Consider the following 22,706-nt stretch of genomic DNA (forward strand, 5'->3'; position numbering starts at 1 on the left):
CGGCACACGTGGACGCTTCTACAATGTCGTTGACCTGGTTAACCGGCTGGAAACAGAGACACGCAACGGCAAGCAAGGTCGGATGGCCGATTACCTTACGCGCCTCGACTTCATCATCCTCGATGAACTCGGCTATCTGCCGTTCGCGCAGGCCGGAGGTCAGCTCCTGTTCCACCTGATCAGCAGGCTCTACGAGCGTACCTCTATCATCGTCACGACAAACCTTGCTTTCGGTGAATGGCCGTCGGTGTTTGGCGATGCGAAGATGACAACCGCACTCCTCGACCGTCTCACCCATCACTGCGAAATCGTGGAAACCGGAAACGAATCTTGGCGCTTCAAAAACCGCTCTCAAAGCTAAAGCCGAAGATACCCATCACCCACACCTGGCCTACCCTCTGCAACCCCGGCCAGCGCCGGGCAGGCCAAGCGCTGATCGCATACAGGGGGTCAAAATTGGATAAGTAAAAGGGGTGAATGTTCGGTGCTGATTGACACTGAAGTATTGGAAGGTTGAGGAACACGAACCGGTTAACCCGCATCTGAGGGCTGAAATGTCGCCTTCGCCTACACGGCTTAACAGGCGGAATGCTGATGAAGCTGCCGGACACGTAAGTCGGCGGCATCCGAATACGGGCGTATATGTAGGTCGCCCGCATGGGGTCATGGGGAGAATGCAGCCAGACCATGGCATCGGCATCGACTTGCGGAACGCAAGGGAAAAGACTGCGACCGGCAACCTCACCAATACGCTGACGTCCAGCATATGAACGAGGGAAGGCATGATGGAATGATAACGAAGTCTTGCGTCGCAAGCGAGTTGACCCTGATGTCCATCATGTTGGCGGAGTTCCCGTAGTAGTTCGGGATGGGGAAAGCCCATCACATGGCGAAGGGGAACAGTTCAAACTGCTTGAAGTGCAAACTATCTGACCAAGCGAGGTGAAGACCTTTGATAATCAGTGAAATGCAGCACAAGCTCGCAACATGGGCCGAGAGCGATCCAAACCGACGGTTTGATCGGCTTCTTCGGCTGATTGCCAATAGGGAATGGCTTGCCGAGGCTGCTCGGATGGTTCTGGCGTCAAGCGGCGCACGAACGCCGGGCATCGACGGAATGGATAAGCAAAGGCTTCAGGTCAAACTGGATCAGCATCTGGACGACCTGCGGACAAGCCTGCTGGAGGAGACCTATCGCCCCCAGCCGGTCAAGCGCATCTATATCCCGAAATCAAACGGCAAGCTACGACCACTGGGTATTCCGACCCTGACGGATCGCATTGTCCAACGCGCCATGCTGATGGCCATGGAGCCAATCTGGGAGAGCGATTTCCATCGTTTATCCTATGGCTTCCGGCCGGAACGGAGCGTGCATCATGCCGTCCGCACCGTGAGGATACAGCTTCAGGATGGTGCCGACACGACGAGGGGCCGCTGGATCATCGAAGGTGATTTGGCCAGCTACTTCGACACGGTCCATCACCGGCTGCTTCTGAAATGCGTGCGGCGACGTGTGCAGGACGGACGGTTCGTCGATCTACTCTATCGGTTCTTGAAAGCAGGCCACATCGACTGTGGCCTGTTTACGGCCTCAAGCGAGGGTGTCCCGCAAGGTGGCGTTCTGTCACCGCTACTGTCCAACATCATGCTCCACGAGTTTGATATGTGGCTGGAGGCGAAATACCTGAACAAGAAGGCCCGCAAGGATCGCTGGGCATGGAACTTCGGCATCCAGCAGGGCCGCCCCATCACGGTTCGCGAGAACCGGCAATGGAAACCGGCTGTTGCCTATTGCCGATACGCTGACGACTTTGTCGTGATCGTAAAAGGAATCAGAGCTCAGGCAGAGGAAATCCGCGAAGAATGCCGGGCGTTTCTGGAAGGTGAGTTGAAGTTGACGCTGAACATGGAAAAGACCCATGTCACACACGTCAATGACGGCTTCGTCTTTCTGGGGCACCGGATCATCCGCAAGCGTGGGGCGCATGGACGGATGTCCATCGTCACGACGATACCCAAGGAAAAGGCCAAGGGGTTTGTCCGCAAGCTCACCGAAACCCTTTCCGGTAATCATAGTGTCAGCACGGTCGACATGATCGCCGACCTGAACCGCCAATTGGCGGGATGGGCGGCGTTCTACAAGTTCACCGACTTCACGGCGTACGTCTTCCGGCGCATCGACCATGTCGTGTTTTGGAAACTGGCGCATTGGCTGGGACACAAGTACCGATCTCGCATCAAACCCTTGATGCGGAAATGGTTCAGGGTCCCGGAACTGGGCAAGGCCAAAACCTGGCTCGTGTTTGGTCGCAATGAACGCGGCGACCCTGTCGGGAAAGCGCTGCAACGGCTTGTCTCAAGCCCCAAAGCGCAATTCCGGTGGCGCAATCCGGAGAGAAACCCATACATCTTCCGGCTTGAAGACCGCAGTACCGTTACGTCGCACTACCATGACGTTGCTATGGCCATGGGCCAAGCTTGAATAGAGAGCCGTATGCGCTGAAAGGTGCACGTACGGTTCGGGGAGGAGAAGCGCATCCGCGCTTCTTACTCCACTCGCGACCTGGCAAGGTTTCGTCTACGTGGCCTTTGTCATCGACGTTTTTGCCCGGCGCATCGTTGGCTGGCGGGCGAGCCGGACGGCACATGCGAGCTTCGTCCTCGATGCCCTTGAACAGGCACTTCATGATCGGCGTCCCGCTCATGGAGGTGGCCTCGTGCATCACTCGGATCGCGGCGTCCAATACGTGTCCATTCGGTACTCCGAGCGGTTGGCAGAAGCTGGCATTGAGCCTTCTGTCGGAAGTGTCGGCGACAGTTACGACAACGCCCTCGCCGAAACGATCAACGGTCTCTACAAGGCCGAGGTCATCCATCGGCGCGGGCCATGGAGGAACTTCGAAGCGGTCGAATTCGCCACTTTGGAATGGGTCGACTGGTTCAACCACCGGCGCCTCCTGGAACCCATCGGAAACATAACGCCAGCCGAAGCTGAAGAGCGGTATTACGCCATGCTGGACGAGGCAGCAATGGCCGCATAACTTATACGAAATGGCCTCCGGCAAACCCGGTGCGGTTCATAGCGCCTACAATGACCATTGCCAAAATACATGCGGCGTGTGTCGAGCGATTTGGCGATAAAGCGCCGTCCGCCTCATCCATTTTCCGATTTATCGACAAAATGCGCGGCGGAGCGAGACCATAAAGCGTTCACTGGACGTTGTTCGATCTTGCTGAAATGAACCGCATAATGATGAATGTTGTCGGAAATTGTCGGATAAATTCCGGCCTAAAGCCCTGTATTCCAGCTTATCTATAACAAGTACAGTCGTCGTATTTTTTGCCCCGATGCCTAAGTTATGCAGGCCGGTGACACCGGCACCCTTTGCTGCTAAGGCGTGAGCCAGTTTTTAGTGATACCAATACGCCGGTGTTATGCGGATCGGTTATTCTGGCATTTGAGGAAAATGAAATGGGTATGAAGAACAATCTGAAGGTCGTTGCGGGTGAGGGTGCTGGCGTTGTCTCCTTCTCCAATTCCGAGCGTTTTTCGCTGATTGCCGGTCCCTGCCAGATGGAGAGCCGCGATCATGCCTTCATGATCGCCGGGACGCTGAAAGAGCTTTGCGAGAAGCTTGGCGTCGGGCTGGTCTACAAGTCTTCTTTCGATAAGGCCAACCGCACGTCGCTTTCCGGCCAGCGCGGCATCGGGCTTGAGAAGGCCATGGAAATCTTTGCCGATCTCAAGAAAGAGTTCGGTTTTCCGGTTTTGACAGACATCCACACGGAAGAGCAGTGCGCAATCGTCGCCGAGACCGTCGATATTCTGCAAATTCCGGCCTTCCTCAGCCGCCAGACGGATCTTCTCGTTGCAGCGGCAAAGACCGGTCGCGTGATCAACGTCAAGAAGGGGCAATTCCTCGCCCCCTGGGACATGAAAAACGTGCTTGTGAAGCTTAATGAGAGCGGTAATCCCAACGTGCTTCTGTGCGAACGAGGCGCGTCCTTCGGTTACAACACGCTTGTTTCGGACATGCGTTCGCTGCCGATCATGGCTTCGCTCGGCGCACCGGTCGTTTTCGATGCCACGCATTCCGTCCAGCAGCCGGGCGGGCAGGGTGGTTCTTCGGGCGGCCAGCGCGAGTTCGTGGAGACGCTGGCTCGTGCCGCAGTGGCGGTTGGGGTGGGTGGCCTCTTTATCGAGACCCATGAAGATCCTGACAACGCGCCGTCTGACGGTCCAAACATGGTGCATTTGAAGGACATGCCAAGGCTTCTGGAAAAACTGCTGGCCTTCGATGCAATTACCAAAGCGGCCTGATTTGGTCCCAATCGATTTTTATGCTTCAGGCGACGCTTCGAACGGAGCGTCGTCATTGTAATTTCTTGCGCTTCGTCTACAGCGAAACGGCAAGTTCATCCGAGTCGTCTTTGTGTAATCGTTTTATGCCGCATAAGCCTTGAAAACCGGCTTCACAGTTTTCTTGATGCGCTCTAAGACAGGCGACTGAAAATACTGTTCCAGTCCCAAGGGAGAGACCATGACAGCCATTACCGACATCATCGCACGCGAAATCCTCGACAGCCGCGGCAACCCCACCGTTGAGGTCGATGTGTACCTCGAAGACGGTTCCTTCGGCCGTGCCGCCGTCCCATCGGGCGCTTCCACCGGTGCCCACGAGGCAGTCGAACTGCGCGATGGCGGCAAGCGTTACCTCGGTAAGGGCGTTGAAAAGGCCGTCGAAGCCGTGAACACGGAAATCTTCGACGAGCTGAACGGTTACGACGCTGAAAGCCAAATCCATATCGACCAGACGCTTCTTGCGCTGGATGGTACGCCGAACAAGTCGCGCCTCGGTGCAAACGCCATCCTCGGTGTTTCGCTTGCCGTTGCCAAGGCTGCCGCCGAAACCACTGGCCTGCCGCTCTACCGTTACGTTGGTGGCCCGAACGCCCATCTGCTGCCAGTGCCGATGATGAACATCATCAACGGCGGCGCACATGCCGACAATCCGATCGATTTCCAGGAATTCATGATCATGCCGGTCGGCGCGGAGAGCATCCGTGACGCGGTGCGTATCGGCGCGGAAATCTTCCATGTTCTGAAAAAGGAACTGGCAGCGCAGGGCCACAACACCAATGTCGGCGACGAAGGCGGTTTCGCACCGGGCCTGAAGAGCGCGCCGGACGCACTTGATTTCGTCATGAGGTCAATCGAAAAGGCTGGCTACAAGCCGGGCGACGACGTTGCGCTTGCTCTCGACTGCGCATCCACCGAGTTCTTCAAGAACGGCAAGTACGAGATGGAAGGCGAAGGCCGCACGCTGGAACCGGAAGCAATGGCCGACTATCTTGCTGAACTCGCGGGCAAGTATCCGATCATCTCCATCGAAGACGGTATGGCCGAGGACGATTGGGAAGGCTGGAAGTACCTGACCGACAAGATCGGTTCCAAGGTTCAGCTCGTCGGCGACGATCTTTTCGTGACCAACTCCGCGCGCCTGCGTGACGGCATCAAGATGGGCGTTGCAAACTCCATCCTCGTCAAGGTCAACCAGATCGGCACGCTGACTGAAACGCTTGACGCTGTCGAAACCGCTCACAAGGCACGTTACACGGCGGTCATGTCTCACCGTTCTGGTGAAACGGAAGACTCGACGATTGCGGATCTTGCGGTTGCCACGAACTGCGGACAGATCAAGACCGGTTCGCTTTCCCGTTCCGACCGTTTGGCCAAGTACAACCAGCTCATCCGTATCGAAGAAATGCTCGGCCCCCAGGCCGCTTACGCAGGTCGCTCGATCCTTCGCGGCTGATAAAGCTGGACGATTGATAAAAGTAAGGCCCGCTTTTGCGGGCCTTATGCATTTTGGAATAGAATTATACGCCGATGCGGACGGTATAGACCCGCTATTACGGAGTAGTCGGGGCCTGTGCCGGTGCGTTAGGTGCAGGCGTTGCCGGAGCCGGAGCTGGCGTTGACGGCGCAGGTGTCGCTGGCGCTGGTGTGGCGGGCTCGGTCGTCGTGGCAGGCGGCGTTGTCGACGTGCTCGTTGTTCTCGAGCCGGTCATAAAGTAGGCGATCGCCAGAATGACGACGATGGCTGCGATGACGATAGTCACGGTACGATTATTCATGAGTGCTTCCTCCCAAATCACCCCTTGCCGAAAACCGGCAAATGGGATGACCACATAAGAATGTGGTATCAGCGTGATTGGTTTCAACCGGGAAGATTATTAGCGCTTGGGAATACTGTTTTCGCTCAACTTCAGGCGGGAAAAATGGATGTGAAATGATCACGCAATGAGCGAATTGATAGCGTCTTTCTTTGCCAGAACGTCACGCGAATGTTCGGCGCGACAAGAAAACCAACACGACTGACATGCTGGTTTAGGAAAATCTTATAATCTATTGAAATCTTACCGATAAGTGGTGAGAGCGCAGGGATTCGAACCCTGGACCTACTGATTAAAAGTCAGTTGCTCTACCGGCTGAGCTACGCTCTCCCGTTCGTCGGGCGAAGCGCCCTGCGGAAGTGGGCGGAACATATTTAGAGGGGCGTCTGCGGTCAACCCATAAAAACAGGAATATTTCATCTTCCCGCGTTTTTTTGTCGCGACCGCAAAAAGGTGATTGGTCGTAAGGGGTTGGTGGCGGTACAAGGCGGCGTAAACCTTGCGGAGTGCCTCCTTGTCCATCGCAGATATCTCTCTTCTCACAGCGCTGTTTGCCGGAGCTCTCTCGTTCCTTTCGCCCTGCGTGCTGCCGCTGGTGCCGCCCTATCTCTGCTATATGGCAGGGATTTCGGTGGAGCAGTTCAAGGACGAGCGTTTCGAGGCGAAACCGCAGGTCCGCAAAGCCGTGATGCTTGCCGCACTGTTTTTCACGCTCGGTTTCGCAACGGTATTCGTGGCGCTGGGTGCTGGTGCTTCGACGATCGGCATGGTGCTTCGACAGAACCTCGATATTCTTGCGAAGATCGGCGGCCTGATCATCATCCTGATGGGGTTGAACTTCCTCGGCGTTTTTCGGGTGGGGCTGTTTTCGCGCGAGGCGCGGTTTCAGGGCGGTGGAAAGCCAGCGACGCTTTCCGGTGCCTATATCATGGGGTTGGCCTTTGCATTTGGCTGGACGCCTTGCATCGGGCCGGTGCTGGGGGCCATTCTCGGCGTTGCGGCTTCAAGAGAGACGGTTGGGGATGGTGCGATGCTGCTTGCGGTCTATTCCGCGGGACTTGCCATACCGTTCTGGATTGCTGCGGCGTTTTCCGGCAGCTTCATGCGCTTTCTTGCCCGCTTCCGCCGTCATCTCGGCGTTGTGGAAAAGGTAATGGGCGTTTTGCTGGTTCTGACCGGCATCGCCTTCATGACCGGCTTTATTACCAATGTCGCAATCTGGTTTCAGGAGAGCTTTCCAATCCTGATGCAAATCGGCTAAGCGGTTAAGCATCTGATCAGGGCGAGGGGAAGCCATGGCCGAAATCGCCGGATTGCTGTTTCCGTTTTTCGGGCTGATTTTCATCGGCTATCTGGCCGCGCGTATCACCAAACAACCCGCGGAGGCGCTGGGTTGGCTCAACACTTTCATCATCTATGCGGCGCTGCCCGCTCTGTTCTTCAAGCTGGTGGCAAAGACACCGGTCGATCAATTGGCGCGAATGGATTTCGTGGCCTTAAGCCTCGTCGCGACCTATACGATTTTTACGCTGCTGTTTCTCATCGGCTATTTCGTTCGCCGTAACAGTCTGGCTGATTCGACGATCCAGAGCTTCGCGGGAAGCTACGGCAACATCGGCTATATGGGGCCGGGGCTGGCGCTTTTGGCTTTTGGTGAAAAAGCTGCCGTTCCGGTGGCGCTGATCGTTTGTCTGGAAAACGCCACGCACTTCATCACCGCGCCAGCGCTCATGGCGATTGCTGGCGGCTACAAGCGGTCCCCCGTGAAGCTTGCGGGTGATGTTGCGCGAAAGGTTTTGACGCACCCGTTCATACTCTCTGTAATTATCGGGTTTATAGCGGCCGTCGTCAGCTGGCAGCCGCCGCAGCCTGTGCAGCAACTGGTGGATTATCTGGCGCAGTCTGCAGCGCCATGTGCCCTGTTTGCCATGGGCGTGACGCTGGCTTTAAGGCCGCTAAAGCGCGTGCCGGTAGAAATCAGCTATATCGTTCCGGCGAAGCTGATTTTGCATCCGCTTCTGGCCTATTTCATCTTGTCGTCATTCGGGTCGTTCGATCCCCTATGGGTATCGAGCGCCGTGCTTCTGGCTGCACTTCCAACAGCGACGAATGTTTTCGTGATAGGCCAGCAATATCAGGTCTGGCAGGAGAGGGCGTCGGCGACGATCCTCATCTGCACCGTGCTGTCCGTTTTTACCGTGTCCGTGGTGCTTTATTTCATTCGCGCAATGAGCGTCTGAGGCTACCGGCCAGAAGCGAGGGCAGGGCCTTGATGCCGCGACCGGGCTCGATGCCTTCACGCATGACGAGGCCGCGCAACGGACCGACGCCGCCCAGAACATGAAGGCCAGCGGCGCGCACCATCTGCATGGGCAGGAGGCTGGACAGCAGCGAACGGTTGAGAAGATCGACGCTGATTGAGCGGCTGACGACATCGGCGCGGCGGCGGCGGTCGAATTTAGAGCCTGCGTCTGAAGGTATCGCCCCGCCCGTCAGTGTTCCGAGAAGCTCTGTCAGCACGATGATATCGCGCAGACTAAGGTTCAACCCCTGTGCGCCGATAGGCGGAAAGCCGTGGCCTGCTTCGCCGACCAGCGCCACGCGGCCAGCGCCGAAACGGTGCGCCGTCATGCTCGAAAGCGGCCATGTCTGTACGTTTTCCTCCACCGTCACGGTGCCAAGCATTGATTGCATGCGGTCTTCTACGCGGCGGCTCAACTCTTCAAGCGGAAGAGTTGCAAGCTCTGCGGCCTGCTCGGGCTTCACTACCCAGACAAGGCTGGAGCGGTTGCCCGGAAGCGGAACCTGCGTAAACGGACCGGTCGGTGTGTGAAATTCGGTAGAGACATTGCCGTGAGGGCGCGTGTGGGTGAAGTTCAAAACCAGTGCGGTTTGCGGGTATGACCAGTTCTTTACGCCGATTGCTGCCGCCTCGCGCACCCTGGATCTTCTGCCATCGGCACCAATCAGGAAGCTCGCGGAAATATGCTCGCCATCCGCAAGTGTCAGCGACACGTCGTGCTTGCCGATCTCGATATTCTCGGCAACGCCATTGATTACCGTTATGTTGTTTTCGTGAGAAACGGCATCAGAAAGTGCGTTCAGCAATGCGGTGTTCGGCATGTTCCAGCCAAAGGCGTAAAGGCCGATTTCGGACGAACGAAAGGCAACGGTTGGCGCGCGTAGCAGCCGGTCGGTACCGTCGATGATCTGCATGGTAGAGAGGCGCGCGGCGGATGGTTCGATTTTGGACCAGAGTCCGAGCCGATCCATGAAGCGGATCGACTGGTCCATCAAAGCCGTGGTGCGATGGTCGACCTTATCCGCCTTCGGTGCGATGAGTGCAACATTGCGGCCGGAACGCGCCAAGGCGATGGCGGCGATTTGCCCCGCAAGGCCAGCGCCGACGATGGCGATCTCGAAGTTTCTCATCGTTCTGATCCATTCATGCTTTTCTTTCCCGAAAATATAAGGACTTTAGCCAGGGAAATCCAGCAGCCATCTGTGTCGCCAAGGCCATGATGTTGATGCAAAATCCTTATTGTCGCGGGATAAGCCGCTGGGCGCGGTTGCAAAGAGCGCTGAATGGCCGCATACCGGAAAGGACCGAACGGATGACAAACGGGGCGCGTGCGCTGATCATGAAGATATTCAATTACAAGCGCGTGCCCTATGCCGAAATCCGTGCATTCTCCGTACACATCCTGACGGCATCCGGCTCTTTTCTCGCATTTCTGGGGGTCGTTGCTGCTGCGGAACACCGCTTCGTTGACATGTTCTGGTGGCTGGGGCTCGCGCTTCTGGTGGATGGCATCGATGGGCCGATCGCCCGGAAGGTTCGCGTCAAGGAAGTATTGCCCAACTGGTCCGGTGATACGCTGGACAACATCATCGACTACGTAACCTATGTTCTGTTGCCCGCATTCGCGCTTTACCAGAGCGGCATGATCGGAGAGCCGTGGTCGTTCGTCGCCGCAGGAATGATCGTGGTGTCGAGCGCCATCTATTACGCAGACATGGGCATGAAAACGGACGAATATTTCTTCTCCGGCTTCCCCGTGGTGTGGAATATGGTGGTGTTCACCCTCTTCGTCATCGATGCGAGTGCGACCGCTGCGATGATCGTGGTGACGATTTCGGTCATTTTGACCTTCCTGCCGATAAACTTCCTGCACCCGGTGCGCGTGAAACGGCTGAGATGGCTGAACATGACCATCTTCCTCATCTGGTGCGCGCTGGGCGGCTATTCGCTGCTGCTGCACTTCGATTCGCCCGAGTGGGTGGTCGCTGGTGTCGTGATCACCGGCATCTATCTTTATTGCATCGGCGGGGTCATGCAGTTTCTCCCTGCTCTGGGTGGCAGAGCGCGGTAACTAAAAGTCGTTTAAAACCTCTGTTTCAAAGATGTTTTTCAGTTGTGCGCGGCGATAAAACCGGTATTTAGTATCGATAAAGGGCACTGCTCAAATTTAGTGCATAACTGTCGATCCGGCTGTTAACGCTTCGAAGAAAGCGCGGTGGCTGGTGAAAAGGGGAACAGGTGACGGGATCGGTGACGTCCGAGGCATTGCCTCTCTTGTCCGTTCGCCAGCTGACCAAGCTGTTTGGAACATTTGCAGCCTGCAACGCGATAGACCTGGATATCGCGCCGGGTGAAATTCACGCTCTCCTCGGTGAAAACGGCGCGGGAAAGTCCACGCTGGTCAAAATGCTGTTCGGCGTATTGGAGCCTTCCAGCGGTGATATCCTCTGGAATGGCAAGCCTCTGCGCATAACGTCCCCGGGCGAAGCGCGAAGGCTCGGCATCGGAATGGTGTTCCAGCATTTCTCGCTTTTCGAGGCGCTTACGGTCGCGGAAAACATTGCGCTCTCCCTCGATCCGAAAATTTCCCTGAAGGAAATCGCGCGCGAGGCGGAAGCACTTTCGAAAGCCTACGGATTGCCGCTCGATCCTTACGCCCATGTCGCCGACCTTTCGGTGGGCGAGCGTCAGCGCATCGAAATCGTGCGCGCTTTGCTGCAAAATCCGCAGCTCATCATTCTCGATGAGCCAACCTCGGTTTTGACCCCGCAGGAGGCTGATCGCCTGTTTGAGACGTTGGCGAAGCTGAAGGCGGAAGGTCGATCGGTGCTCTACATCAGCCACCGTCTTGAGGAGGTGCAGCGCATCTGCGACCGCGCAACAGTGTTGCGTCATGGCAAGGTAACGGGTGCCTGCGATCCACGCCAAGAGACGCCGGCATCTCTGGCGCGAATGATGGTGGGTTCGGATGTCGCCGGTATTCAGCGGGATGATGAGTGCACGATTGGCGATGTCAGCGTTGAGGTCATCGGGCTTTCCGTGCCTGCTCGCACGCCGTTTGCCGTTGCATTGAAGAATGTTTCGATGAAGGTGCGCGCAGGTGAAGTCCTGGCCATTGCCGGTGTCGCCGGAAACGGTCAGGGTGAATTGTTCGATGCGCTTTCGGGTGAATATCCGGTGGCGAAGGACGATGCGATTTTCCTGCGCGGCAAACCGGTCGGCACCCTGGGGATCAATGGCCGCCGCCTGCTGGGTGCCGGGTTTGTGCCGGAAGAGCGCCATGGCCATGCTGCCGTGACAAATATGAGCCTTTCGGACAATCTGCTGCTTGCACGCTATCGCTCTGACCGGAAAGCTTTTCTCGGAGGCGGGGCGCTGCGGGTCATCCGCAATTCGGTCATCAAGGCTGCAACGAAGCGTATTTCCGAAGCCATGGACGTGCGCAAAAGCGGAGACGATCCGTTGGCGGGTTCGCTGTCCGGCGGGAATCTGCAGAAATTCATCGTGGGGCGCGAGCTCGATCGTCAACCATCCGTGCTGGTCGTGAACCAACCCACGTGGGGCGTGGATGCCGGTGCGGCAAGTCGCATCCGTCAGGCCCTTGTGGATCTCGCCAAGGCCGGATCGGCGGTTATCGTCATCAGCCAGGATCTGGATGAGATTTTTGAGGTTGCCTCCAGCATTGCCGTGATTTCGGATGGACAATTGTCCGATGCGCATCCCGCCAGAGAGATGACGCGCGAGAAGATCGGTCTGCTGATGGGCGGCATTCACACTGGAAACACCGTAGGGAATACGGAGCAGGTCGCTCATGCGCATTGAACTTGAAAAACGCGCAGGCGTCTCGAAATTTTTTGCTGTTCTCTCGCCGCTACTGGCGCTGGCTCTGACCCTGATCGTCGGCGCCATCATGTTTGCGCTTTTGGGCAAGAATCCGGCCAGTGCGCTTTACAGCTTCTTCGTGGAGCCGCTGCTGGAAGTATGGTCGCTGCATGAACTGGTGATCAAGGCAGCGCCCTTGATCCTGATCGCGGTCGGTCTGGCGATCTGTTATCGCTCCAATAACTGGAATATCGGCGCGGAAGGGCAGTTTACCATCGGTGCGATCACCGGTTCCATTTTGCCGGTGCTGTATCCCGAATGGCATTCACCCATGATCCTGCCGCTGATGCTGGTGATGGGAGCGATTGGCGGGGCGCTTTACGCGGGCATTCCGGCCCTGTTGAAGACGCGCTTCAATACAAACGAAATCCTCACCAGCCTTATGCTGGTCTATGTGGCACAACTATTTCTCGACTGGCTTACCCGTGGCATCTGGCGTGATCCGCAGGGGTATAACTTCCCGCAGACCAGACCGTTCAATGAAAGCGCCGTATTGCCGGAAATACTGGAATCTGGTCGCGCCCATTGGGGCATCGTCTTTGCCATCGTCGCAGCCGTCGCGCTGTGGTTCATGATGCGCTACATGCTGAAAGGCTTTCAGGTTTCGGTTCTGGGTCAATCGCCACGCGCAGGACGCTTCGCAGGCTTTTCTTCCACGCGCATGGTCTGGTTCTCGTTGCTGTTGTCCGGCGCGCTGGCGGGGCTTGCGGGCATTTCGGAAGTCTCCGGCTCCATCGGCCATTTGCAGCCATCGATTTCGCCGGGATATGGTTTCACGGCCATCATCGTCGCATTTCTCGGACGCCTTAATCCGCTCGGCATCATCGCATCCGGTTTCGTTCTCGCATTGACCTATCTGGGCGGGGAGGCGGCGCAGCTTTCGATTGGCGTGTCCGATAAGGTGACCCGCGTGTTTCAGGGGCTGATGCTGTTCTTCGTGCTGTCTTGCGACACCCTCATTCTCTATCGCATTCGTATCCGCTTCGGACGCGGCCAAAGCAGCGAAGGAGCCGCTTGATGGATATGACACAAGCCATCCTTCTGACCGTCATCACCGCCGCCACGCCGCTGGTCATCGCCGCACTGGGCGAACTGGTGACGGAGCGGGCAGGGGTTTTGAACCTCGGCGTCGAGGGCATGATGATCATGGGCGCGGTTTGCGCCTTCGCAGCCGCGCATCTCAGCGGTTCGCCCTATCTCGGAATTGTCGCGGGTATTGCCTCGGGCGCGGTGTTCTCGCTTCTCTTCGGCTTCCTGACGCTGACGCTCGTGACCAACCAGGTGGCGACCGGCCTTGCGCTGACAATCCTCGGCCTCGGCGTGTCGGGAATGTTGGGTGAAAGTTTCGTCGGCCAACCCGGCGTAAAATTGCAGCCAATCGTTTTCCCGGTTCTGTCGGAAATCCCTTTCGTAGGACCGATTCTTTTCCGGCAGGATTTGATCTTCTACATGTCGATTGCGCTCGTTATCGGCATCAGCTGGTTCCTGTTCAAGAGCCGCACGGGCCTCAAAATCCGCGCCATTGGCGATAATCACGCTTCTGCCCATGCGCTCGGCATCAACGTCATCCGTGCGCGTTATCTTGCGGTGATGTTCGGCGGTGCCAGCGCTGGTCTTGCAGGTGCGCAGCTTTCGCTGGTTTACACCCCGCAATGGGTGGAAAACATGTCTGCCGGGCGTGGCTGGATCGCGCTTGCACTGGTGGTATTTGCCTCCTGGCGGCCATGGCGCGTGCTGGCGGGTGGTTATCTGTTCGGCGCAGTCTCCATCGGCCAGCTTCACGCGCAGGCTTTCGGCATAGGTGTGCCATCACAACTTCTTTCAGCGCTTCCTTATGTAGCGACTATTGTGGTCCTCATCATCATCTCCCATAATCGGCGCACGACGCTGATCAATACACCGGCATCGCTCGGCAAGCCGTTCGTGCCGGACCGTTAAGACGACCGCTCAAAAAACAAGATCATGCCTAACCAAGCAGGGGTAAAAATGAAAAAACTCATCATCGCACTGGCCGCTTCCGCCGCTGCAATCGTCAGTCTGGTTCCAGCCGCACAGGCTGCGGACGCAAAGAAGATTTGTTTCATCTATGTCGGTACCCGCACCGACGGCGGCTGGACGCAGGCCCACGATATCGGTCGTCAGGAATTGCAGAAGCATTTCGGCGACAAGATCGAGACGCCTTTCCTTGAAAGCGTTCCGGAAGGCCCGGATGCAGAGCGCGCCATCGAGCGTATGGCCCGCTCCGGCTGCGAACTGGTCTTCACCACCTCGTTCGGCTTCATGGACGCGACCGTGAAGGTTGCGCAGAAGTTCCCCAAGGTGAAGTTCGAGCACGCGACCGGCTTCAAGTCGGCCGACAACCTCGCGACCTACAACTCGCGTTTCTACGAAGGCCGTTACATTCAGGGTCAGATTGCTGCGAAGATGTCGCAGAAGGGTCTCGCAGGTTACATCGCTTCCTTCCCGATCCCGGAAGTGGTGATGGGGATCGACGCCTTCGTTCTGGGTGCACAGTCGGTCAATCCTGATTTCAAGGTCAAGGTCGTATGGGCCAACACCTGGTTCGACCCCGGCAAGGAAGCCGATGCGGCCAAGGCTCTGATCGACCAGGGCGTCGATATCCTGACGCAGCACACCGACACGACTGCTCCGATGCAGGTTGCTGCCGAGCGTGGCATCAAGGCATTCGGTCAGGCGTCCGACATGATCAAGGCCGGTCCTAACACGCAGATGACGGCTATCATCGACAGCTGGGCACCTTATTACATCAAGCGCACGCAGGCTCTCATGGATGGCACGTGGAAGTCCGAACAGGTTTGGGACGGTCTGAAAGACGGCATCCTGACCATGGCGCCCTACACCAACATGCCTGACGATGTGAAGAAGATGGCTGAGGAAACCGAAGCCAAGATCAAGTCCGGCGAACTTCATCCATTTACCGGCCCTGTGAAGAAGCAGGACGGCTCCGAATGGCTGAAGGCTGGTGAAAAGGCCGAGGACAAGGTTCTGCTCGGCCTGAACTTCTACGTTCAGGGTGTAGACGACAAGCTGCCGCAATAAGGGTCCTGTTACGCGCTTAAGTTTCGCTCGTTATGCTCGGGCTTGTCCCGAGCATCTGCTACGTTGAATTTTTGGATACGTGGTCAGATCCTCGGTACAAGTCCGAGGATGACGGAAACGGGTGCGGGACGCTTGACACAAAACAAAGCCGTGCATGGAAACATGTGCGGCTTTTCCATTCCCCGCTCACGGCACGTATCCGCCGTTCATGCAATTTCCATGGTTTCTTCATCCATGAGCGGCTATAGCGGGCAAAAAGTCTCACGCGAATCTGGAGATATTCATGGAACGCAGCTGCCTTGCCGTCATTCTCGCCGCTGGCGAAAGCACGCGGATGAAATCGTCCATGTCGAAGGTACTGCATCCCGTTGCCGGACGGTCGATGATTGCGCATGTGATGCAGGCGGTTGCCGGTGCAGGCGTCAGTGCTGCGGCGCTGGTCGTTGGGCGCGATGCTGACAAGGTTGCGGACGCCGCACGCGAGGTAGGCGTTTCGGTCGAGCCCTATCTACAGAAAGAGCGCCTTGGTACGGGCAATGCCGTTCTGGCTGCGCGTGACGCCATCGAAAAGGGCTTTGACGATATTCTGATTGCCTATGGCGACGTGCCACTTCTGACGGCGGAGACGTTGAACAAGGCACGGCAGGCGCTGACAGGCGATGCGGACGTTGTGGTGATCGGCTTCCACACGGATAAGCCCACCGGCTATGGCCGTCTTCTGGTCGAGAACGGCGAGCTCGTCGCCATCCGAGAAGAAAAGGATGCGACCGAGGAAGAGCGTAAGGTTGCATGGTGCAATAGCGGCCTGATGGCGATCAATGGCCGCCGCGCGCTCGATCTTCTCGACCGCATCGGTAACAATAACGCCAAGGGCGAATATTATCTGACGGACATCGTGGAAATTGCCCGCTCGCAAGGCGGCAAGGCCGTGGCGGTGGATGCTCCCGAGGCTGAAATGACGGGCTGCAACAACCGCGCCGAACTAGCCTTTATCGAGAAGCTGTGGCAGGAGCGGGCGCGTCACCAGTTCATGATCGATGGTGTTTCGATGGTTGCGCCGGAAACCGTGTTTTTGTCATGGGACACAAAAATCGGACAGGACGCGCTGATCGAGCCGAACGTCGTCATCGGTCCCGGTGTGACGATCGAATCGGGTGCCGTCATTCACGCCTTCTCGCATCTGGAGGGTGCTTATGTCAGCGCCGGTGCGGCGGTTGGGCCTTATGCGCGTCTGCGTCCGGGTGCCAATCTTGGAGCGAAGTCGAAGGTCGGCAATTTCTGCGAAGTGAAGAAGGCAGAGATCGGCGAGGGCGCCAAGGTCAATCACCTGACGTATATCGGTGATGCTTTCGTCGGCGCTGGAAGCAATATCGGGGCAGGAACGATCACCTGCAATTACGATGGCATCAACAAGCATGAGACCCGGATCGGTAAGAATGCCTTTATCGGCTCCAATTCCTCGCTCGTGGCACCCGTCAGCATCGGTGACGATGCGTATGTGGCTTCTGGCAGCGTTATAACGGCGGATGTCCCTGCCGATGCGCTTGCCTTCGGGCGCGCACGTCAGGAAGTGAAGGAAGGCCGCGCCAGCGTCCTTCGCGCGCGTGCCCAGGCCATTAAGGACGCCAAGAAGAAGTCCGGCTAAGGTCCTGACATTCGTAACGAATAGACATTGAAAGTGACCGCGGTTGCGATTGCGGTTTTGCCGGAAATCATTAGAGCGTTTCCTTGTTAAATGGAAACGTTCTGCCGGAGCAGATTTTCGACAGGGCGAAGGCGATTGGCGAAGGGCATACCCAAAGGTACGGTCGAGCCGATCGCCTTTGATCCTGGCGGAAAGATGCCCGGCCCTCCGGGTTGGTTGAAACGGGACCCTCCGATTGCTCGTACGGCTTGACCGTATGCTATTGCTACGACACGCGCCGTCCGAGCAACCAGATGATCCCGTTTGAACCAACAGAACTGTTTTCATTTAGCAAGGAAACGCTCTAAGACTTCGCTATCGTAAAACATTGGTCGGGCGAGCTTTTGCCAAGCCGGTGCTGATGAATATCTTTTGGAGAATTGTATGTGCGGCATAGTCGGAATTGTTGGAACGCAGCCGGTTGCGGAGCGCCTCGTGGATGCGCTGAAGCGTCTGGAATATCGCGGATATGATTCTGCAGGCGTTGCGACGATCCATAATGGCGAGATGGATCGCCGCCGCGCCGAGGGCAAGCTCTTCAATCTGGAAAAGAAGCTCTCTGAGGAGCCGCTTGCGGGCATCACCGGTATTGCGCACACACGCTGGGCGACGCATGGCGTTCCGAATGAAACCAATGCGCATCCGCATTTCGTGGATGGGGTGGCCGTTGTTCATAACGGAATCATCGAAAACTTCGCGGAATTGCGGGAAGAGTTGACGGCGGAAGGTGCCGTGTTCACTACACAGACCGATACGGAAGTGGTGGCGCAACTGCTCGCCAAGTTTACCCGCGAAGGGCTTTCGCACCGTGATGCGATGCTGAAGATGCTGAACCGCGTTACCGGAGCCTACGCGCTGGGTGTGATGTTCCTGGATGACCCCGATACGCTTTTGTCTGCCCGCTCCGGCCCGCCATTGGCAATCGGCTATGGTAAAGGCGAAATGTTCCTTGGCTCTGATGCCATCGCGCTTTCACCCTTCACCAACGAAATCACCTATCTCGTGGATGGCGATTGCGCGATCCTGACTGCCAAGGGTGCCGAGATCATCGATTTTTCCGGAAATCCGGTACAGCGCCAGCGGCAGATTTCGCAGGCGACAGCATATGTTGTCGATAAGGGCAATCACCGCCACTTCATGGAAAAGGAAATCTACGAGCAGCCGGAAGTCATTTCGCATGCGCTCAGCCACTATGTGGATTTCGCCGAAAAGCGCGTGAAGGATGCCGATGCGGCTATCGATTTTTCCAAACTGACCGGCCTTGCGATTTCGGCCTGCGGGACGGCCTATCTGTCCGGCCTCATCGGAAAATACTGGTTCGAGCGTTATGCTCGTCTGCCCGTGGAAATCGATGTGGCGTCGGAATTCCGTTATCGCGAAATGCCACTTTCTCCAACACAGGCGGCGCTGTTTATCTCTCAGTCGGGCGAGACCGCAGATACGCTGGCGTCGCTGCGTTATTGCAAGGAAAACGATCTCAAGATCGGCGCGGTCGTCAATGTGCGCGAGTCCACCATTGCACGCGAATCGGATGCCATTTTCCCAATTCTGGCCGGTCCGGAGATTGGCGTTGCGTCTACCAAGGCTTTCACCTGCCAGTTGGCGGTGCTTGCTTCGCTTGCCATCGCTGCCGGTAAGGCGCGTGGCACGCTGATGGCGGATCAGGAAAAAGAACTCGTCCGCCATCTGATCGAAATGCCGCGGGTGATGAGCGAAGTTCTGAACGCCATCCAGCCGCAGATCGAAACGCTATCGCGCGATCTGTCCCGCTTCAAAGACGTGCTTTATCTCGGTCGTGGTACGTCCTTCCCGCTGGCGCTGGAAGGCGCGCTGAAACTCAAGGAAATCTCGTATATTCACGCCGAAGGCTATGCTGCTGGTGAGTTGAAGCATGGACCGATTGCGCTGATCGACGAGAATATGCCGGTCATCGTCATTGCGCCACACGACCGTTTCTTCGAAAAAACCGTTTCGAACATGCAGGAAGTGGCTGCCCGCGGCGGCAAGATCATCTTCATCACGGATGCGAAGGGTGCCGCCGCATCCAAGCTGGACACCATGGCCACTATCGTCCTGCCGACCGTCGATGAGATCATCGCGCCGATGGTCTTCTCGCTGCCGATACAGCTGCTCGCCTATCACACCGCCGTCTTCATGGGAACGGATGTAGATCAGCCACGCAACCTCGCGAAGTCGGTAACGGTCGAGTAATTCGAGCGAGTTGGGACGTGCTGTCCGGCACTGTTTGTCCGACACGGTTTCTGATGACGAATATTTCATGATATCTCTCTTGCCGGTGGGAACAGCCTCCGGCATTGTCCGTTTTCGTCCTATCTAAAGCTTCCCAAACTTGCAGCGAGTTGATGACCGATCACCCACTCAAGGTTTCCTTTGCGACACGACTGCGCAACAATTTCCTGACCGGCATCCTCATTCTGGCACCGATCACGATTACGATGTGGCTGGTGTGGACATTTCTCCAGTGGGCCGACAGCTGGGTGAAGCCATATATTCCGGCGCGTTATGACCCTGAGCAGTATTTCGACGTAGCCATTCCCGGCTTTGGGTTGCTGATCGCGGTCATCGTCATCACGCTCATCGGCTTTCTAGGCAATAACCTGATCGGCAAGTGGATAGTCGGCTTCGGCGAATCCATTCTCAACCGCATGCCGCTGGTGCGCCCGATCTATAAAAGCATCAAGCAGCTTTTCGAATCCGTGTTGAAAGAACATTCCAACTCCTTCAAGCGCGTCGGCCTGATCGAGTTTCCCTCACCCGGCACATGGGCCATGGTCTTCGTGGCCTCCGATGCCAAGGGAGAGTTGGCGCATCGGTTTAACGAAATGGGCCAGCAAATGGTCGCGGTCTTTCTGCCGCCCACACCCGTCCCAACGGCTGGCTTCCTTCTCTTCGTGCCGAAAGACAAGATCGTCATGCTTGATATGACGCCTGAAGATGCCGCGAAGCTGTTGATCTCTGGCGGTCTGGTTGCGCCGGATTTCACGCCGCCGACGCAGATCGCTCCGTCATCGGTTTGATCGCCGAGGCGCGAGGATATGCCAAATGCCCATGGCCCTTTTCAGTCATCCTCATCCTCTTCGATTTCCACCGAAGACGATGATGCGGAATGAAACACGGGCACGAACAGACGCATATAGACGAGCTTGACGCTCCAGCCTTGCTCCACCGCTTCTGCCCAGGCTTTCTTGCGACCGGGTTTCTTGAAGCTCTTTGCTATCGCTTTCTTTTCGCTTTTTGCAAAGGTATCGGGTTGCAGGATATTCTCCGGCGAACACAATGCGTAGCCTTTTTGAAAGGCGGGGGGCGGGTTTGGTGCGGTTGTCATGACGTCAGCCTGCATGCAGGAAGCGGATCGCTTCGTCCCTGCGATGAAGATAGAGCAGGGTTCTTAGGTTCTTGCCACGCTCGCTTACCAGTTCAGCGTCGCGTTCGATGATATAGGCCGCATCCTTGCGGGCGATTTCGAGAAGGTCGGCGTGGGCCTCAAGGCTTGCGATGCGGAAACCCGGCGTACCGGACTGGCGCGTACCGAGAAGCTCTCCTTCACCGCGCAGCTTCAAATCCTCTTCGGCGATGAGGAAGCCGTCTTCGCTATCGCGCAGGATAGAAAGGCGGGCTTTGCCGTTTTCGCTGAGCGGGCCTTTGTAGAGCAGAATACAGGTGGATGCTTCGTCACCGCGCCCGACGCGACCGCGCAACTGGTGAAGCTGGGCGAGGCCGAAGCGCTCCGCATGCTCGATGACCATGATCGTCGCGTCCGGCACGTCGACACCCACTTCGACAACGGTTGTCGCGACCAGCAGCCGTGTTTCGCCACTCTTGAAGGCCAGCATGGCGGCATCTTTTTCCGGGCCGCTCATCCGGCCATGAATGAGGCCGATATTGGCGCGCAGCGATTGAGACAGCACCGCATGCCGTTCCTCGGCAGACATGAGGTCGGACTCTTCCGATTCCTCCACCAGCGGGCAGATCCAATAGGCTTTCTTGCCTTCCGCCAGCGCGCTGCGAAGGCGGTCTACAATGTCACCGATCCGCTCGTTCGGAATTGTCACGGTCTGGATCGGCTTTCGGCCTGCGGGCTTTTCTGTGAGCTTTGACACGTCCATATCGCCGAAGGCGGCCAGAACCAGCGTGCGCGGAATGGGCGTTGCCGTCATGACAAGCATATGTGGTGTGATGCCCTTGGCGGTAAGGCGCAGGCGTTGGTGCACGCCGAAGCGATGCTGCTCATCCACCACGGCCAGAACGAGGTTCCTGTAGGTGACGCTATCCTGAAACAGCGCATGGGTGCCGATAACGATCTGCGCCTCGCCGGATGCGATCCGCTCCTCGATCTCGCGGCGCTCCTTGCCCTTGGTTCTACCTGTCAGCACCTCGCAGGAAATGCCCGCCGCTGCTGCATATTTGGAGATCGTCACAAAATGCTGGCGGGCCAGAATTTCCGTTGGGGCCATCAACACGGCCTGTCCGCCTGCCTCGACGGCGGTTGCCATCGCCATCAGCGCAACGAGCGTCTTGCCCGCGCCGACATCGCCTTGCAGAAGCCGCAACATGCGGTCTTCGCCTGCCATATCGGTTAGGATATCTTTCACCGCCGCGCTTTGGCTTCCCGTTAAGGAGAACGGCAGGTTTGCCAAGATGCGCGCGGCAAAGTCTCCCTTGGCGCGGATCGGTTGGCCGGCTACCTTGCGCAGCCTTTGGCGCACCAGTGCCAGCGAAAGCTGACCTCCCAGAAACTCATCATAAGCCAGTCTGCGACGGGCAGGGGCTTGCGGATCGATATCGGCGGCATCGCGTGGATCGTGCAACTCGCGGAATGCCTCTGCCACATGCGGAAAGCTCTCGCGGCTGGCCAGCGCCTCGTCGATCCATTCGGGAAACATCGGCAGGCGCTGAAGCGCTGTATCGACTGCCCGCTTCAAGACCTTTGGCGACAGGCCCGCCGTCATGGGATAAACGGCTTCGACCAAAGGCAGGTTTTCCGCCTCGGACACCTTCACCATGAAATCCGGGTGGACCATGGAGGCGCGACCATTGAACCAGTCGACCTTGCCGCTGACCATCACCTCTTCATCGATTGGCAGCGCCTTGGAAAGCCAGTCGCCGCGCGCGCGGAAGAAGGTAAGTGCCAGTTCGCCCGTTTCATCGTGCAAAAATACGCGGTAAGGCGCGGAGCGATTGCCGGGCGGCGGTGGCTGATGCCGGTCCACACGTCCCTGAATGGTGACAATGGCACCTGGCTGCGCCAGCGCGATGCCGGGCCGGTTGCGCCGGTCGATGATGTTGGATGGAGCGTGAAAGAGGAGGTCGATGACGCGGGTGTCTTCCGAATTCTCCCGCCCCAACAGTTTCGCCAACAGATCGGCAAGCTTTGGCCCAACGCCGGTGAGCGTGGAGACGGTGGCAAAAAGCGGATCGAGAAGGGCGGGGCGCATGGGCAGCAAAATCGGGGAAGGTTCCGTGCAATGCAAGAGTGTTGCCTTCAGAAAGATCGTTTATCACCCGTAGTTTTTCCGTGCCTGGCGGAATATTTGCGTAAAAACCGGTTCCCAAGCGTTCATGTCCTGTTCTATAGGAGTG

General features: G+C 57.2%; 18 protein-coding genes, 1 tRNA gene and 1 pseudogene. 15 read left to right on the forward strand and 5 right to left on the reverse strand.

Translation table 11 applies throughout. The features are described 5' to 3' along the window. The 5 genes and pseudogenes from G6L28_RS07150 to eno all read left to right on the forward strand — a co-directional run. The coding region (locus G6L28_RS07150) for an ATP-binding protein (RefSeq protein ID WP_174063102.1) at positions 1-361 on the forward strand (361 nt) is incomplete at its 5' end. Between the two features lie 591 nt (positions 362-952). Beyond that, complete coding sequence (gene ltrA / locus G6L28_RS07155) at positions 953-2,482, forward strand: group II intron reverse transcriptase/maturase (RefSeq protein WP_174063103.1); 1,530 nt, start codon at positions 953-955, stop codon at positions 2,480-2,482. Positions 2,483-2,549: 67 nt separating this feature from the next. Beyond that, positions 2,550-3,041: pseudogene (locus G6L28_RS07160) on the forward strand (IS3 family transposase); the annotation flags it as partial. A 431-nt stretch (positions 3,042-3,472) separates the two neighbouring features. Next, positions 3,473-4,321: a 3-deoxy-8-phosphooctulonate synthase gene (gene kdsA, locus G6L28_RS07165; protein ID WP_174063104.1), complete on the forward strand. Its 849-nt coding sequence runs from the start codon at positions 3,473-3,475 to the stop codon at positions 4,319-4,321. A gap of 220 nt (positions 4,322-4,541) precedes the next feature. Then, entirely contained in the window at positions 4,542-5,816 is a 1,275-nt protein-coding gene (gene eno, locus G6L28_RS07170; protein WP_174063105.1) for a phosphopyruvate hydratase, read from the forward strand. 97 nt (positions 5,817-5,913) lie between these two features. On the opposite strand, the gene G6L28_RS07175 is transcribed toward eno, so the two are convergent. Continuing rightward, positions 5,914-6,138 (reverse strand): hypothetical protein, encoded by a 225-nt coding sequence (locus G6L28_RS07175; protein ID WP_174063106.1) that lies wholly within the window; start codon positions 6,136-6,138, stop codon positions 5,914-5,916. A 293-nt stretch (positions 6,139-6,431) separates the two neighbouring features. Further along, positions 6,432-6,507 (reverse strand) — tRNA-Lys (locus tag G6L28_RS07180). Positions 6,508-6,691: 184 nt separating this feature from the next. Here G6L28_RS07180 and G6L28_RS07185 point away from each other — a divergent pair. Both G6L28_RS07185 and G6L28_RS07190 read left to right on the forward strand, forming a co-directional pair. Next, the gene (locus G6L28_RS07185) at positions 6,692-7,438 is read left to right on the forward strand and encodes a cytochrome c biogenesis CcdA family protein (RefSeq protein ID WP_174063107.1); all 747 of its coding nucleotides are present in this window, start codon (positions 6,692-6,694) and stop codon (positions 7,436-7,438) included. Positions 7,439-7,472: 34 nt separating this feature from the next. Further along, complete coding sequence (locus G6L28_RS07190) at positions 7,473-8,417, forward strand: AEC family transporter (protein ID WP_174063108.1); 945 nt, start codon at positions 7,473-7,475, stop codon at positions 8,415-8,417. Here G6L28_RS07190 and G6L28_RS07195 read toward each other — a convergent pair. Then, a complete protein-coding gene (locus G6L28_RS07195; protein WP_174063109.1) occupies positions 8,395-9,609 on the reverse strand; it encodes a UbiH/UbiF family hydroxylase in 1,215 nt (404 codons plus the stop codon). The genes G6L28_RS07190 and G6L28_RS07195 overlap by 23 nt on opposite strands. Positions 9,610-9,818: 209 nt before the next feature. On the opposite strand from G6L28_RS07195, the gene pcsA reads away from it, so the two are divergent. The 8 genes from pcsA (at position 9,819) to G6L28_RS07235 (ending at position 20,143) form a co-directional block, all read left to right on the forward strand. Then, positions 9,819-10,550 (forward strand): phosphatidylcholine synthase, encoded by a 732-nt coding sequence (gene pcsA / locus G6L28_RS07200; RefSeq protein WP_174063229.1) that lies wholly within the window; start codon positions 9,819-9,821, stop codon positions 10,548-10,550. A gap of 179 nt (positions 10,551-10,729) precedes the next feature. Beyond that, positions 10,730-12,301: an ATP-binding cassette domain-containing protein gene (locus tag G6L28_RS07205; protein WP_174063230.1), complete on the forward strand. Its 1,572-nt coding sequence runs from the start codon at positions 10,730-10,732 to the stop codon at positions 12,299-12,301. Continuing rightward, complete coding sequence (locus G6L28_RS07210) at positions 12,291-13,379, forward strand: ABC transporter permease (RefSeq protein WP_174063110.1); 1,089 nt, start codon at positions 12,291-12,293, stop codon at positions 13,377-13,379. The genes G6L28_RS07205 and G6L28_RS07210 overlap by 11 nt, the downstream gene beginning before the upstream one ends. Beyond that, positions 13,379-14,299, forward strand: a complete 921-nt coding sequence (locus G6L28_RS07215) for an ABC transporter permease (RefSeq protein ID WP_174063111.1) — start codon at positions 13,379-13,381, stop codon at positions 14,297-14,299. Before G6L28_RS07210 ends, G6L28_RS07215 begins: the two co-directional genes overlap by 1 nt. A 48-nt stretch (positions 14,300-14,347) precedes the next feature. Next, complete coding sequence (locus G6L28_RS07220; protein ID WP_174063112.1) at positions 14,348-15,421, forward strand: BMP family ABC transporter substrate-binding protein; 1,074 nt, start codon at positions 14,348-14,350, stop codon at positions 15,419-15,421. Positions 15,422-15,704: 283 nt separating this feature from the next. Next, positions 15,705-17,066, forward strand: coding sequence for a bifunctional UDP-N-acetylglucosamine diphosphorylase/glucosamine-1-phosphate N-acetyltransferase GlmU (glmU, locus tag G6L28_RS07225; protein ID WP_174063113.1), 1,362 nt, complete (start codon positions 15,705-15,707; stop codon positions 17,064-17,066). A 423-nt stretch (positions 17,067-17,489) separates the two neighbouring features. Continuing rightward, positions 17,490-19,316, forward strand: a complete 1,827-nt coding sequence (gene glmS / locus G6L28_RS07230) for a glutamine--fructose-6-phosphate transaminase (isomerizing) (protein WP_174063114.1) — start codon at positions 17,490-17,492, stop codon at positions 19,314-19,316. A gap of 152 nt (positions 19,317-19,468) precedes the next feature. Next, positions 19,469-20,143: a DUF502 domain-containing protein gene (locus tag G6L28_RS07235; protein ID WP_174063115.1), complete on the forward strand. Its 675-nt coding sequence runs from the start codon at positions 19,469-19,471 to the stop codon at positions 20,141-20,143. A 41-nt stretch (positions 20,144-20,184) separates the two neighbouring features. Here the strand turns inward: G6L28_RS07235 and G6L28_RS07240 are convergent, their stop codons facing one another. After that, entirely contained in the window at positions 20,185-20,451 is a 267-nt protein-coding gene (locus G6L28_RS07240; protein WP_174063116.1) for a hypothetical protein, read from the reverse strand. 4 nt (positions 20,452-20,455) lie between these two features. Then, positions 20,456-22,561 carry an ATP-dependent DNA helicase RecG gene (gene recG, locus G6L28_RS07245; protein ID WP_174063117.1) on the reverse strand — a complete coding sequence of 702 codons (2,106 nt, stop codon included), beginning with the start codon at positions 22,559-22,561 and terminating at the stop codon, positions 20,456-20,458. Positions 22,562-22,706 lie beyond the last annotated feature (145 nt).

Origin of the sequence: Agrobacterium larrymoorei (genome assembly GCF_013322225.1) — a bacterium.
Classification (GTDB): Bacteria; Pseudomonadota; Alphaproteobacteria; order Rhizobiales; family Rhizobiaceae; genus Agrobacterium; species Agrobacterium larrymoorei_A.

What these genes read in the sequence shown, in the direction of transcription:
- kdsA (WP_174063104.1), top strand. Translation starts at nt 3,473, where the DNA reads ATGGGTATGAAGAACAATCTGAAGGTCGTTGCGGGTGAGGGTGCTGGC.
- eno (WP_174063105.1), top strand. Translation starts at nt 4,542, where the DNA reads ATGACAGCCATTACCGACATCATCGCACGCGAAATCCTCGACAGCCGC.
- G6L28_RS07175 (WP_174063106.1), bottom strand. Translation starts at nt 6,138, where the DNA reads ATGAATAATCGTACCGTGACTATCGTCATCGCAGCCATCGTCGTCATT.
- G6L28_RS07190 (WP_174063108.1), top strand. Translation starts at nt 7,473, where the DNA reads ATGGCCGAAATCGCCGGATTGCTGTTTCCGTTTTTCGGGCTGATTTTC.
- G6L28_RS07195 (WP_174063109.1), bottom strand. Translation starts at nt 9,609, where the DNA reads ATGAGAAACTTCGAGATCGCCATCGTCGGCGCTGGCCTTGCGGGGCAA.
- pcsA (WP_174063229.1), top strand. Translation starts at nt 9,819, where the DNA reads ATGAAGATATTCAATTACAAGCGCGTGCCCTATGCCGAAATCCGTGCA.
- G6L28_RS07210 (WP_174063110.1), top strand. Translation starts at nt 12,291, where the DNA reads ATGCGCATTGAACTTGAAAAACGCGCAGGCGTCTCGAAATTTTTTGCT.
- G6L28_RS07215 (WP_174063111.1), top strand. Translation starts at nt 13,379, where the DNA reads ATGGATATGACACAAGCCATCCTTCTGACCGTCATCACCGCCGCCACG.
- G6L28_RS07220 (WP_174063112.1), top strand. Translation starts at nt 14,348, where the DNA reads ATGAAAAAACTCATCATCGCACTGGCCGCTTCCGCCGCTGCAATCGTC.
- glmU (WP_174063113.1), top strand. Translation starts at nt 15,705, where the DNA reads ATGGAACGCAGCTGCCTTGCCGTCATTCTCGCCGCTGGCGAAAGCACG.
- glmS (WP_174063114.1), top strand. Translation starts at nt 17,490, where the DNA reads ATGTGCGGCATAGTCGGAATTGTTGGAACGCAGCCGGTTGCGGAGCGC.
- G6L28_RS07235 (WP_174063115.1), top strand. Translation starts at nt 19,469, where the DNA reads ATGACCGATCACCCACTCAAGGTTTCCTTTGCGACACGACTGCGCAAC.
- G6L28_RS07240 (WP_174063116.1), bottom strand. Translation starts at nt 20,451, where the DNA reads ATGACAACCGCACCAAACCCGCCCCCCGCCTTTCAAAAAGGCTACGCA.
- recG (WP_174063117.1), bottom strand. Translation starts at nt 22,561, where the DNA reads ATGCGCCCCGCCCTTCTCGATCCGCTTTTTGCCACCGTCTCCACGCTC.